This is a genomic window from Actinospica durhamensis (genome assembly GCF_018139695.1).
GTDB classification, from domain to species: Bacteria; Actinomycetota; Actinomycetes; order Streptomycetales; family Catenulisporaceae; genus Actinospica; species Actinospica durhamensis.
The window spans coordinates 1-11,736 of the sequence record NZ_JAGSOG010000267.1 but is presented as its reverse complement, the minus strand read 5'-3'; the positions used below and the strand labels follow the sequence as shown (position 1 = coordinate 11,736).

At 71.0% G+C, this 11,736-nt stretch carries 12 protein-coding genes and 1 pseudogene; 6 read left to right on the top strand and 7 right to left on the bottom strand.

Annotated features, from left to right (window positions below; translation table 11 throughout):
* Positions 1-63: 63 nt before the first annotated feature.
* Positions 64-783 (top strand): annotated as a pseudogene (locus tag KDL01_RS33375) (lysophospholipid acyltransferase family protein); the annotation flags it as partial.
* Between the two features lie 17 nt (positions 784-800).
* Here KDL01_RS33375 and KDL01_RS33370 read toward each other — a convergent pair.
* The 3 genes from KDL01_RS33370 to KDL01_RS33360 form a co-directional block, all read right to left on the bottom strand.
* Positions 801-1,445 carry a biliverdin-producing heme oxygenase gene (locus KDL01_RS33370; protein WP_212532675.1) on the bottom strand — a complete coding sequence of 215 codons (645 nt, stop codon included), beginning with the start codon at positions 1,443-1,445 and terminating at the stop codon, positions 801-803.
* A 47-nt stretch (positions 1,446-1,492) separates the two neighbouring features.
* Positions 1,493-2,839, bottom strand: a complete 1,347-nt coding sequence (locus tag KDL01_RS33365) for a ribosomal protein L7/L12 (RefSeq protein ID WP_212532674.1) — start codon at positions 2,837-2,839, stop codon at positions 1,493-1,495.
* A 102-nt stretch (positions 2,840-2,941) separates the two neighbouring features.
* Positions 2,942-5,146: an MMPL family transporter gene (locus KDL01_RS33360; RefSeq protein ID WP_212532673.1), complete on the bottom strand. Its 2,205-nt coding sequence runs from the start codon at positions 5,144-5,146 to the stop codon at positions 2,942-2,944.
* 232 nt (positions 5,147-5,378) lie between these two features.
* Between KDL01_RS33360 and KDL01_RS33355 the strand changes: the two genes are divergently transcribed.
* Complete coding sequence (locus KDL01_RS33355; RefSeq protein ID WP_212532672.1) at positions 5,379-6,110, top strand: glycerophosphodiester phosphodiesterase; 732 nt, start codon at positions 5,379-5,381, stop codon at positions 6,108-6,110.
* Positions 6,111-6,159: 49 nt separating this feature from the next.
* Here KDL01_RS33355 and KDL01_RS33350 read toward each other — a convergent pair whose 3' ends face one another.
* Positions 6,160-6,957 carry a DUF3050 domain-containing protein gene (locus tag KDL01_RS33350; RefSeq protein WP_212532671.1) on the bottom strand — a complete coding sequence of 266 codons (798 nt, stop codon included), beginning with the start codon at positions 6,955-6,957 and terminating at the stop codon, positions 6,160-6,162.
* A 153-nt stretch (positions 6,958-7,110) separates the two neighbouring features.
* Between KDL01_RS33350 and KDL01_RS33345 the strand changes: the two genes are divergently transcribed.
* Entirely contained in the window at positions 7,111-7,962 is an 852-nt protein-coding gene (locus KDL01_RS33345) for a class I SAM-dependent methyltransferase (RefSeq protein WP_212532670.1), read from the top strand.
* A 178-nt stretch (positions 7,963-8,140) separates the two neighbouring features.
* Here KDL01_RS33345 and KDL01_RS33340 read toward each other — a convergent pair whose 3' ends face one another.
* On the bottom strand, positions 8,141-8,494 hold the full coding sequence (locus tag KDL01_RS33340) for a hypothetical protein (RefSeq protein ID WP_212532669.1): 354 nt from the start codon (positions 8,492-8,494) through the stop codon (positions 8,141-8,143).
* 75 nt (positions 8,495-8,569) lie between these two features.
* Positions 8,570-8,869, bottom strand: a complete 300-nt coding sequence (locus KDL01_RS44000) for a hypothetical protein (protein ID WP_246577355.1) — start codon at positions 8,867-8,869, stop codon at positions 8,570-8,572.
* Between KDL01_RS44000 and KDL01_RS33335 the strand changes: the two genes are divergently transcribed.
* The 3 genes from KDL01_RS33335 to gnd all read left to right on the top strand — a co-directional run bounded on the left by KDL01_RS33335 (position 8,768) and on the right by gnd (position 11,051).
* The gene (locus KDL01_RS33335) at positions 8,768-9,280 is read left to right on the top strand and encodes a flavodoxin family protein (RefSeq protein WP_307846732.1); all 513 of its coding nucleotides are present in this window, start codon (positions 8,768-8,770) and stop codon (positions 9,278-9,280) included. The two genes, KDL01_RS44000 and KDL01_RS33335, sit on opposite strands and share 102 nt — an antisense overlap.
* Positions 9,281-9,286: 6 nt before the next feature.
* On the top strand, positions 9,287-9,430 hold the full coding sequence (locus KDL01_RS33330) for a hypothetical protein (protein ID WP_212532668.1): 144 nt from the start codon (positions 9,287-9,289) through the stop codon (positions 9,428-9,430).
* Positions 9,431-9,590: 160 nt separating this feature from the next.
* A complete protein-coding gene (gene gnd / locus KDL01_RS33325; RefSeq protein ID WP_212532667.1) occupies positions 9,591-11,051 on the top strand; it encodes an NADP-dependent phosphogluconate dehydrogenase in 1,461 nt (486 codons plus the stop codon).
* A 58-nt stretch (positions 11,052-11,109) separates the two neighbouring features.
* On the opposite strand, the gene KDL01_RS33320 is transcribed toward gnd, so the two are convergent.
* The gene (locus KDL01_RS33320; protein WP_368861699.1) at positions 11,110-11,712 is read right to left on the bottom strand and encodes a GAF domain-containing protein; all 603 of its coding nucleotides are present in this window, start codon (positions 11,710-11,712) and stop codon (positions 11,110-11,112) included.
* Positions 11,713-11,736: the final 24 nt, after the last annotated feature.

Sequence of the window (11,736 nt, the reverse complement as noted above, 5' to 3'; positions counted from 1 at the left end):
TTAGGCTCGGGGGCTCGGAGATGGGTATAAGAGACAGCCCCCGCTCCCGAGCTTCCGCGCGGGCCGCTGATCATCGCCAGCCGGCACGCCGGGCCGGGCGATTCCTTCCTGCTGGTCTACGGACTGCTGGCGTTCGCCGGGCGCGGGCCGCGGGTGGTTCTCAGCCGACTGCTGACGCTCGATCCGTTCATCGACATCCTGTTGCACCGCACCGAGAACTGCTTCGTCGGGATCGACGAGGCGGAGCGGCGGCACGTACCCGAGCGGATCGCCCGGATCGTGGCCGGCCTCGGGCCGCACGAGGCGCTGGTCATCTTTCCCGAGGGCCGCAAGTTCACGGCCGCACGTCGCAGGCGGCTGATCGAACGCCTCCGCGCACGGCGTGGAACCCTGTTGCGTCGGGCTCGCGAACTCGAGCACGTGCTGCCGCCGCACAGTTCCGGCCTGTTCGCCGCGATCGACGCGGCTCCGCCCGGCACGCAGGTCGCGTTCGTCGCGCACACCGGCCTCGACCGGATCGAGTCCGTGCGCGAGACCTGGGACGCCGTGCCGCTGACCTCCCCGGTGGAGGCGACCTGGTGGACCGTCCCACTCGACGCGATCCCGCAGGATGCGTCGGCACGGGAGGAGTGGCTGCGCGCGGAGTGGCTCCGGATGGACGCCTGGATCGAGCTCCACGCGGCGCCTGTATGTAGCGACGAGGCTGCCGACGTCCCTGCTACTCCCGTGCTCGACGTGACGCAGCAGCAAGCGGTGCCCGCACGCAGTGAGCAAGGGTTTTGATCAGGCGCTCGACAGAGTCAGCGCCTGGCGAGCGCGTCACCGAGTGCGTCGAGGAGTGCACGGTCGCACGCACTGGCCAGCGCTGCCTCGGCCGCGACGCGCTCGCACTGCTCGTGCGTCCAGCCCGCCGGCTCACCGCCACCGGACCACGCGGCGCCGCGAAAGCCGCGAAAGCCGTGGAAGGCGAGGCGCCCGGCCAGCGGACCGTACGCGTCGCCCAAGGCCAGCCGGATGTGGCCCGCACCGAGCCGGTCGGCGCCGTAGCGCACCAGGTGATGGGCCACCAGGCCCTCGACGCTGGCCGCCGCCGCACCGGCCTGGTCGACGTAGGCGCAGGTGGCGGGCATCACCTCGGCTTCGGACCAGCGCGCGCCGAGCAGCACCGCGAGGTCCGCCTCCAGATCCTCGAGCCCCGCCCGGATCCCGGCCCGCAGCCAGCGTGGCAGTGGGTCGTCGGCCGCGTACGCCTCGGCAGCCCGGTCCAGCGCCGCGTAGATCGCGCGGTACTGCACCAACAGTTCCGCGTACTCGACCGGTTCGAGCGCTCCGGCCAGCAGCAGCCGCAGGAAGACGGGCGGCACCCCGTCGGCCGGTGCCACGGCGGCGCGCGGGCCGCATACGCACAGGGCTTCGTCGCGGGCGACGGGAGGAAGAACGTCCACGAGAAGAGAACCTAGGTAAGGCTTACCTAATTTGCAAGGGTTCGGGACTATCCGCGCCGACCCGTGCGGACGCTCACGGTCGCGCCCACCGCCTGGAGCGCGCTCACTGCCCCCGCCGCGACGTTGGGGGCCACGCCCTCAAGCACCAGCCTGGGCGCCCCGTCCGCCAGATCCTTGGCCTCCTTCAGCCCCAGCGACGTCAGCTCCCGAATAACCATGATGACCTGGATCTTCTTGCTCCCGGCCGTTTCCAGGACGACGTCCACCGAGGTCCTCGGATCGAGTCCCCACGCGCGCCCGGCCGGACGCAGGCTCGCCGTGGCGCCGACGGCGTTGAGCGCGGCCACGGCCCTGGTCGCGACGCGGGTGTCGACGGCCGCCAGGACGAGCTTGGGCGCCGCGTCCACCAGGTTCTTGGATTCCTTCAGGCCGAGCGGCGTCAGCTCCCGAATGACCTTGATGACCTGGATCTTCTTGGTCCCGGCCGATTCGAGGATGACGTCGTACTCGTCATCTCCGCCTGCGGCGACGCCCACGTCGATGGACTCCCACTGCTGCTCCGCGACCACGGTGGGCTGCGCCGACAGACCTCTGAGTATCCGGATGGCCTCACCGACGCCGGGGCGCTCGGCAGGGTTCTTCACCAGCAGCCGCTGGATCAGCGCGGCCAGCGGGCCCGCGTGCCGCAACGGCGGGTGCGGCTCGAAGGCGACCGCCGCCATAGTCGCCGTCACCGACGTGCGGCGGAACGGCGAAATCCCCTCGACCGTCTCGAACAGCGTCGCGCCGAGCGAGAACAGGTCCCCGGCCGGGCCGTCCGCGTTCGGGGCCGCGCCGAAGCGCTCCGGGGCCATGTACTCGATCGAGCCGACGACCATGCCGGTGGAGGTGAGCGAGGTGTCGTCGCGGTGCTTGGCGATGCCGAAGTCGGCCAGCAGCACCTGCCCGTCGGCGGCCAGCATGATGTTGGCCGGCTTCACGTCCCGGTGCACGATCCCGTTCCGGTGCGCGGCGCCGAGGGCGGCGAGCACACCGAGCGCGATCTCGAAGGCGCGCTCCGGCTCCAGCCGGGTGCGCCGGCGCAGCTCCTCGGCCAGCGAACCGCCCTCGACCAGGCGCATCACCACCCACGGCAGGCCGTCCTCGGTGACCACGTCGTACACGGCCACCACGTTCGGCTCCTGACGTAGCGCCGCGGCGTGGCGCGCCTCCCGCTCCGCCCGGGCGATCAGCTCGGCCCGCTCCGCCGCCGAGACGTACGAGCCGATCCTGATCCGCTTGATCGCGACCAGCGCGCGCAGGCGCTCGTCGCGCGCCCGCCAGACCTCGCCGAACCCTCCCGTGGCGATGAGGTCGAGCAGCCGGTACCGACCACCGATCAACTGCTGCGCCACGAGACCCCATCCCCCACCCATCGCGTCCGACGTTGTCAGACAGCGTACTTCGCGGGTGCGGGAGGGGTCCCTGTGGCTGACGTCAGTTCAGCTCGACACGGCTCAGCTCGACACGCCCGCGTCCTCGAGCGCCGGAGCGTCCGACCGGTGCGCCTGCGCCGATTCCGGCGGGTCGACCGTCACGTGCGGCATGACGCGGTCCAGCCAGGCCGGGATCCACCAGTTGGCCTTGCCCAGCAGCTGCATCGCCGAGGGCACCAGCACGGTGCGGATGATGAACGCGTCGATCGCGACCGCCGAGGCGAGGCCGATGCCGAACTCGGCGATGACCCGCTGCCCGCCGAAGACGAAGGCCATGAACACGCAGATCATGATCGTCGCGGCGGCCGAGATCACCCGGCCGGTCTCGGCCTGCCCGATCCGCACCGCGCGGCGCGTGTCGTGCGTGTGCGTCCACTCCTCGTGCATGCGGGAGACCAGGAAGACCTGATAGTCCATCGAAAGGCCGAACAGGATCGAGAGCATCATCACCGGCAGGAAGGCCTCGATCGGTCCCGAACTGCCGAGTCCGAGCAGGTTCAGCCCCCAGCCCCACTCGAACACCGCGGTCAGCAGGCCGAACGCGGCGCCGGCGCCGAGCAGGTTCATCACCGCGGCGGTCAGCGGGATCGCCAGGCTGCGGAAGGCCAGCAGGAGCAGCAGGAATCCGAGCACCACGATCACGCCGATGAACTCGGGCAGCTTGCTGTCGAGCACGTGGGCGAAGTCGTAGAAGATCGCCGTGGAGCCGGTCACGTAGACGGTCATCGAGGTGCCCGAGGTGGCCTGCGGGATCACGCTGCCGCGCAGCGTGCCGATCAGCGCACTGGTCTGCTTCGAGTCCGGCGAGGAGATCGGGTAGACCTCCATGATGCCGATCTGCGCACCGGGCTTGAGCGGAGCGGCCTCGACCAGTCCGACGTCGGAGGCACCCTTCAGGGCCGTGGCCAGCTTGTCGTACTGCGCACTGTCCATACCGCCGGAGCCGGCCTGCACCACGATCTGCAGCGGGCCGTTGAAGCCCGCGCCGAATCCGTCGGCCAGCATGTCATACGCCTGACGGCTGGTGGAGGTGGTCGGGCTGGTGCCGTCGTCGGAGTGGCCGAGGAAGATGGAGTGCACCGGCACCACCAGCAGCCCCATGACCACGACCGCGGCGAGCGCCAGGATCTTCGAGCGCTTCTCCACCACGCGGGCCCACGCGGCCCAGAAGCCGGTCGCCTCGGCGGGCTCGGGGCCGCGCTCGACCAGGCGGCGGCGCTGGCGGCGCGAGAGCACCTTCATGTTGAGGATGCCGAGCAGCGCGGGCAGCAGCGTGATCGAGGAGAGCACCGTGCACACCACGGTCAGCGCCGAGGCGATCGCCACGCCGTTGAGGAAGGAGATGCCGAGCACCAGCATGCCCAGCAGTGCTATGCAGACCGTGCCTCCGGCGAACAGCACCGCCCGGCCCGAGGTGTTCAGGGCGAGGGCGACGGACTCCTCCGGGCTCAGGCCGCGCATCAGGTTGCGCCGGTGCCGGGTGACGATGAACACGGCGTAGTCGATGCCGACGCCGAGGCCGATCAGGGCGGAGAGCGTCGGGGCGAGCGAGCCGATGGAGAAGACGTGGGTGAGCAGGTCCACCACGGTGATGCCGGCGCCGAGGCCGAAGATCGCGGTCAGGATCGGCAGGACCATCGCGAACAGCGAGCCGAAGGCCAGGAACAGCACCGCGGCCGCGGCCAGCACGCCGATGCCCTCGCTGGAGGAGGCCGCGGTCTGGTTCACCTGGTCCACCGCGCTGCCGGTCATCGCGACCTTCAGCGAGGAGGTGGCGGCGGCGTCGGCGGTCGTCACGACGTTCTTCACGTCGGCGTCCTGCAGCTTGTTCGCCTGCTGGGTGAACGCGACCACGGCGTACGCGGTCGTGCCGTCCTTGCTGATCTGCTGCGCTCCCGCGGCGGAGTACGGGCTGGTCACCGACGCGATCTCGGGCATCTTGGCGATCGCGGCCATGGTCGCGGCCATACGCTGCTCGACCGCGGCGTCACGCACCGTGCCCGTGCTGGTCTTCCACACCAGCTGATCCTGGTCGCCGGACTGCGACGAGGCCTTGGTCTGGAGCAGTTGCAGCCCCTGCGTCGAGGGCGTGCCGGGCAGCGAGAAGCTGTTGGCGTAGTTCGTGCCCCACACGCTGCCGAGGCCGACGAGCACGATCAGGCCGACGATCCACGACACCAAGACGACGAAGCGGTGGCGAAAGCACCACCGCGCGAGACCGGCCATAGCGAAGTCCTCCAGAGTTTTTCGGGCGAGCCGCAGCCCGAGACGGCGGCCCCCCGCCACGCTATGTGCCGGGTGAGCCCGTTTTGGCGGTACCCGAGTCGGAATTCACCGGCCCGACTCGTACTGTGGTACGAGTCGGCCGGGCGCGGCACGCGTGTTGGCAACCGATGGACGGTGGGCCGCTGATAATCTCGACGCCGGACGCGTGTGGCGGTGCCGGCGGAAGGTGACGATGGCTCGGACGGCGATCTCCGCGCACCGCGTCGGGACGCGCGACGAGGTCCCGGAGACCTACGACGCGTACCGCACGGCGGCCGCGAGCGGGGCGGACTTCGTCGAGATCGACATCCGCCGGACCCGTGACGGCGTGCTCGTGGCGTACCACGACGAGCGCTGCGGACCGCACGGCCCCGCGGTCGCCGAACTGACCTATGGCGAGTTGTGCGAGCACGTCGGCTCCCCGGTGCCCCGCGCGGCGGACGCGATGTGGGTGCTCGCCGGGAAGGTCGCGGGCCACCTCGACCTGAAGGAGGCCGGCTACGAGTCGCAGGTGGTCGAGGTCGCGCTCGAGGCCTTCGGCGCGGACGGCTTCGTCGTCACCACACTCGAGGACGCCTCGATCGCCCGGATCCGCCGCGAGTTCCCCGACGTGCGCACCGCTCTCTCGCTCGGCCGGGACCTCGACGGCCTGCCGCCGCACCGCCGCGTCGCCGCCCGGCTGAGCGAGATGTTCCCGGTCCGGCGCCTGCAGGCCTGCGGCGCGCACTGGGCCGCCCTCGACTACCGGCTCGTCTACGCCGGAGTCCTGCGCCAGTGCGCCGCCCACGACGTCGGCACGATGCTGTGGACGGTGGACCGGGACGATCTGATCAAGCGATTTCTGAAGGACCCGCGGGTCGACGTGCTGATCACCAACCGCCCGGCCCACGCCCGCGTCCTGCGCGACGCGCTCGAGGAGAAGTGACGCGGCGTGGGGTGACGCGGTACCAGTTGACGCAGCACCAGGTAGGCGATCAGCGCACGGCTGCGGACGGCAGGGCGGCCAGGATGCCGTCCCAGAGCCGGACCCGCGCCCGCAGCGCCTGACGTACGGTCGCCGCGCACGCGGCCCACTTCGCGTCGTCGTCGCCGCAGATCTCCGCGAGCATGCGCATCGCCATCGGGGTGTGCTGCTCGCCGTCGACCTCGATGTGCCGGGCGAGGTAGTCGCGGAACGCGGTCAGCCGTCCGGCCCCGGCGTCGATGGCGATGACCCGGTCGAACATCTCGGGGATCAGGTCCTCGCGGCCGAAGGCGAAGGCCGCCGCCCGGCAGTGCAGCGGAGCCGCCTCGATGATCTCCCAGGTGGTGGCGACGAATTCGCGCGCGGGGGCCGGGACGGCCGCCTTCTCCAGGGCAGCCGGAACCTCGGTGCCCGCCGCGAGCGCCTCGAGCAGCGCCTCGATCGGCCCGGTCTCGGCGCCGGCCTCGCGCATCCCGGTGAGGTAGAGCTCGAAGTGGCTGGTGAACTCCGCGCCGAGTTCGTCGCTCTCCTCCACCAGGACGATCTCATTGATCAGGCGCCGCGCGGCCGCCGTTCCTCGCGGCACCCAAGGCACCTGCACGCACGTCAGGTCGCGCTGGAGGCATTTGAGCAGGGACATGAAGTCCCAGACGGCAAACACGTGGTGCGCCATGAACGTGGCCACGTCCGCCTCGTCGCGCAGGGCGTGGTAGACCGCGTGGCCGGTGACGGCGTCGCGGTCGGGGCCGATCTCGGCGTAGAGCCGATCGATGCCGAGGTGCTCTCCATCCCAACGGTACCGGGGCATATGCCACTCCAGAGCCGGGGCGCATGACCGCGCCGCCAAGGGGAAGCGCCGACGCCACCACGCCGACACCGGCGAGTATGTCCCCTCATCCTGCCCCCGGCCAGGCTATGAAAGGACATCGTACGTTTCACGACTCGGTGGGAAGGAATCCCCGTGGACGGATCATCGGCGGCCCCCGGCGCTCGGGACGGCGGCGCTCGGCCGGCGCCGACGCCGACACACGGAGGCTACGGCGAAGACCTGTTCGACCCCGGCCACTCCGGGGAGGACGAGCGGATCGACTACGGCGCCCTCGCGTACGACGAGGTGAGCCGGGCTCGGCTGCGCGCCCTGGGGGTCGGCCCGGGCTGGCGCTGTCTCGACGTGGGCGCGGGCACCGGGACGATCAGCCGCTGGCTCGCCGACGAGGTCGGTGTGGACGAGGTGCTGGCCGTCGACCGCGATCCGCGGTTTGTCCAGGCCCGCCCGGGCGGGCGGCTGCGCACGATGACCGCCGACATCACCGACCCGTCGCTCGAGCCCGGCCGGTTCGACCTCGTGCACTGCCGCTTCGTGCTCATGCACCTGCCCCAGCACGCGCAGGTGCTCGCGCGCCTGGCCGAGTGGGTGGCGCCCGGAGGGTGGCTGGTGGTCGGCGACGCCCTCGACCTGGCCACGGCCGACTCCCCGCACGCCGCGTACCGGCGGACCATGGCGGCCATGTGGCAGGCGCTGCGCGCGCGGATCGGAACCGACGTCACCTGGGTCACCCGCTACCCGCGGCTGCTGCACGATCTCGGCCTCGCCGAGGTTGGCGCCGAGGTCCTGCTGCCGCCGCTGACGGTCGATGCCCCCATCACCGCGTTCTGGAAGACCACCTGGCTCAGCATGCGCGAGGCCCTACTGGCCGGCGGCGACCTGGAGCCGGGCGAGCTCGAGCAGGCCCTCGACTACCTCGCCTCGCCCGCGCTCGCCGACCTGTCCCCCGGCATGATCACCGCTTGGGGCCGGCGTCACCAAGCCTGACTTCACTCTCAGGCTTCTCAGCGTACGTCGACAACACCTCGTCCGGCAGCACCGACCTGATCATCGACACCTTCGGCTACTTCGCCGTCCCCGCCAGGAAGCTGACCTGGGCCGCCGAACCGACCCGGGTCCGGATCCACCGCGACCGCAGACCTCTGTGGTGGATCCGGACCGCGTGTCACGGCACCAGCCGCGCCCGGTGCGACTGCGCGTCCATCGGGGTGCCGAGCCGCTTGAGCTCGCGCAGAATCTCATCACCCTGGGACGTCCAGAAGTACACCTCGGCGCCCCTGGCCGCACGCAGGCCGACGCCCTGGCTGAGAATTCGGTGGCACGGGAAGGCGAGCTCCAGAGAGCCGACCGGGCACTCCAGCACCGTCTTGCGCATCAGCCGACCAAGCCCTCGCAGCCGAAGCGTCACCGTCCCGTCCTCGAGCCTGAGCACCGCGAACGGATACGAGGCTTCCGCGCCGAACCCTCCGGGGCCCGAGTACGTCGCCCCGCCGATCCACTCCCCGTTGTAATAGAGCACGTCAGAGAGCATAGAGCGGGCCGCTTGCGTTGTCATTGCGTCACCGAATGACCGTTTTTAGTATCAAGAATCTGATTATGTACTGCCAGAGGATCGGAAAGCGCTGACGCCTCGTAGCCGCGTCGCCGCGCCAAGGTGCGGCCTTGCGTGGGGCTCCCGAGGTGGCTGGGAAGAGACTGGCAGCGCCGAGTGTTGCGGCTCCACGTGACCGATCTTGAAGAATGATCCTTCCTGTTTCTGCTCGGCAGCCACCGGCTCGACGGAAATGCCGAGATACTGGCGCGCGAGGCCGCGCAGCAGCTTGCCCCTGGGACTACGCAGCGCTGGCTGCGGCTGCACGATCTGCCCCTGCCGCGTTTCGAGGACCGTCGCCATCTCGGCGGTCACTCCTTTCAGCCGCCCGTCGGCGACGAGCAGCTGCTGCTCGAGGCCACCGTCGAGGCCACTGATCTGGTGATCGTCTCCCCGCTGTACTGGTACGCGGTTTCCGCGGACACGAAGCTGTATCTGGACTACTGGTCGGCCTGGCTGCATCTGCCCGAGGTCGGCTTCCGGTCGAGGATGGCGGGCGGCACGCTGTGGGGGGTCACGGTCACCAGCCACCGGGACGACGACTCGAAGGTCGACCCGTTGATCGGCACACTGCGCAACACGGCCGAGTACATGGGGATGAACTGGGGCGGCGCACTGATCGGCCATGGCAACCGACCGGGCGACATCCGCGCCGACACCGACGCACTGCGCGCCGCGAAATCCTACTTCGCGCGGCAGGTGGCAGCCGTCTGAGCGGCCGTGGCGCGACTGCCTCGGCTACTCACCCAGCTGCACGCTGCGGTGGCCGGATCGGAGCCGGACTACGTCTTCTCGGACTCCACCGGCGGGCACGACGGCCCCTTCGGGCCGTTCACGCCCAGCCGCAACTCCGCTTGGCAGTGAGCACGCGGGCACGCGGATGGCGTATCGCCCACCTCGCCCCCGGTATGGACGACGCCGACGCCGGGTAATAGGCGTCGACCTAGATCGGACCAGGCGAGACCCGGCCGAGACCCAGGCGAGACGCGGACACGCGGGCACACGGACACGGAGAGGTACGACGATGAGCGAGCAGGACGGCGCGCGCGCCCAGATCGGAGTCACCGGGCTGTCGGTGATGGGGCGCAACCTGGCCCGCAATCTCGCTCGGCACGGCTACCGGGTGGCGCTGCACAACCGCAGCGTGGGGCGTACCCGGAGCCTGGTGGCCGAGCACGGGGACGAGGGGGACTTCGTGCCGAGCGAGTCGATGCGGGAGTTCGTGGACTCGCTCAGCCGGCCGCGGGCCGTGATCGTGATGGTCAAGGCGGGCGCGGCCACCGACGAGGTGATCGCGGAGCTCACCGGGCTGCTCGAGCCCGGGGACATCGTCATCGACTGCGGGAACACGCACTTCACCGACACGATCCGGCGCGAGAAGGACCTCGCGGCCAAGGGGCTGCACTTCGTCGGCACGGGCGTGTCCGGCGGCGAGGAGGGCGCGCTGAACGGGCCGAGCATCATGCCGGGCGGCTCGGTGGAGGCCTACCGCACCCTCGGGCCGATCTTCGAGACGATCGCCGCGCAGGTGGACGGCACGCCGTGCGCGGTGCACGTCGGGCCGGACGGCGCGGGGCACTTCGTGAAGATGGTGCACAACGGCATCGAGTACGCGGACATGCAGCTGATCGCCGAGTCCTACGACCTGCTGCGCTCCGGCCTGGGCGCGAGCCCGGCGCAGATCGCGGAGATCTTCCGGGAGTGGAACGGGGGCGAGCTGGAGTCCTTCCTGATCGAGATCACCGCGAACGTGCTCGCGCACACCGACGCCGCCACCGGCAAGCCGTTCATCGACGTCGTGGCCGACCGGGCCGAGCAGAAGGGCACCGGCCGCTGGACCGTGCAGAGCGCGCTCGACCTCGGCATCCCGATCACCGGCATCGCCGAGGCCACCTTCGCCCGGTCCCTGTCCGGCCATACCGACCAGCGTGCCGCGGCCCAGCGGGTCTACCACGGGCGGGCCGCGGACGCCGAGCCGACCGGCGTGGTGCAGGACCCGAAGCAGTTCGTCGAGGACGTGCGCAACGCGCTGTACGCCTCGAAGATCGTCGCCTACGCGCAGGGCTTCGACCACATCCAGGCGGGCAGCGAGGAGTACGGCTGGGACATCGACCGCGGTGCGATGGCCACCATCTGGCGCGGCGGCTGCATCATCCGGGCCCGCTTCCTGGACCGCATCCGGGAGGCCTACGCGGAGAACGACGCGCTCGAGTCCCTGCTGGTGGCGCCGTACTTCGCGGACGCGGTGGCGGCGGGCGCGGACAGCTGGCGCCGGGTGATCACCACCGCGGTGCGCGCGGGCATCCCGACGCCGACGTTCTCCTCCTCGTTGGCCTACCTCGACGCGCTGCGCCGCCCGCGCCTGCCCGCCGCCCTGATCCAGGGCCTGCGCGACGACTTCGGGGCGCACACCTACCAGCGGGTGGACCGGCCCGGCAGCTTCCACACGCTCTGGGCCGGCGACGGCAGCGAGGTCGAGGCCTGAGGCGTGGATCGAACACTGAAGTACGGGCACTGGCACGCACCGGAGGGCGCCGACGGATTCAGACGGCCTCCGGTGCGGTCGTGGTGAGCAGCAGCTGCTGCAGGCTGGCCACGAGGTGCAGCGCGGTGGAGCGGCCCTCGGGGTCGAGGCCGGCGGCGTGGCCGTAGGCGCGGCGGCTGAGCACCACGCGCAGCGCCACCGCCGCCTGCCGGGCGAAGAGGGCGAGCAGGTCGAGGTCGCCGAGGTCGGAGCGGGACTGGGGCGCCGGGTCGAGCACCTCGAGTACGCCGAGGACGTGCTCGCCGTGCAGCAGCGGGGCGGCCATCAGCGCCTGCGGGACGTACTGGGTGGACTCGGCCACGTTGCGGGCGAACGAGGAGTTGGTGTTCAGGTCGTCGACGATCATCGGCTCGCCGGACAGCGCCACCCAGCCGGCGATCCCGGTGGTGGCCGAGAAGCGCCGCCCGACCAGGAACTCCTCGCCCTGGCCGGAGACCGCCTGGAAGATCAGCTCGTCGTTGGCCTCGTCGAGCAGGAACACCGAGCTGGCCTGCGCCCCGAAGATCGCCCGGGCCACGTCCACCACCGACTGCAGCAGCTGCGCGGACAGGGCGTCGCGCTCCGCGTTCCCGATACCGCCGCTCCCGATACCGCCGTTCAGGGGCCGATCCCCGTCCCCGTCCCC

Bases quoted from the DNA above. Each gene is read 5' to 3' on its own strand.
- KDL01_RS33360 (WP_212532673.1), bottom strand. From the start codon at position 5,146: ATGGCCGGTCTCGCGCGGTGGTGCTTTCGCCACCGCTTCGTCGTCTTG.
- gnd (WP_212532667.1), top strand. From the start codon at position 9,591: ATGAGCGAGCAGGACGGCGCGCGCGCCCAGATCGGAGTCACCGGGCTG.
- KDL01_RS44000 (WP_246577355.1), bottom strand. From the start codon at position 8,869: ATGGCGACGGTCCTCGAAACGCGGCAGGGGCAGATCGTGCAGCCGCAG.
- KDL01_RS33350 (WP_212532671.1), bottom strand. From the start codon at position 6,957: ATGCCCCGGTACCGTTGGGATGGAGAGCACCTCGGCATCGATCGGCTC.
- KDL01_RS33355 (WP_212532672.1), top strand. From the start codon at position 5,379: ATGGCTCGGACGGCGATCTCCGCGCACCGCGTCGGGACGCGCGACGAG.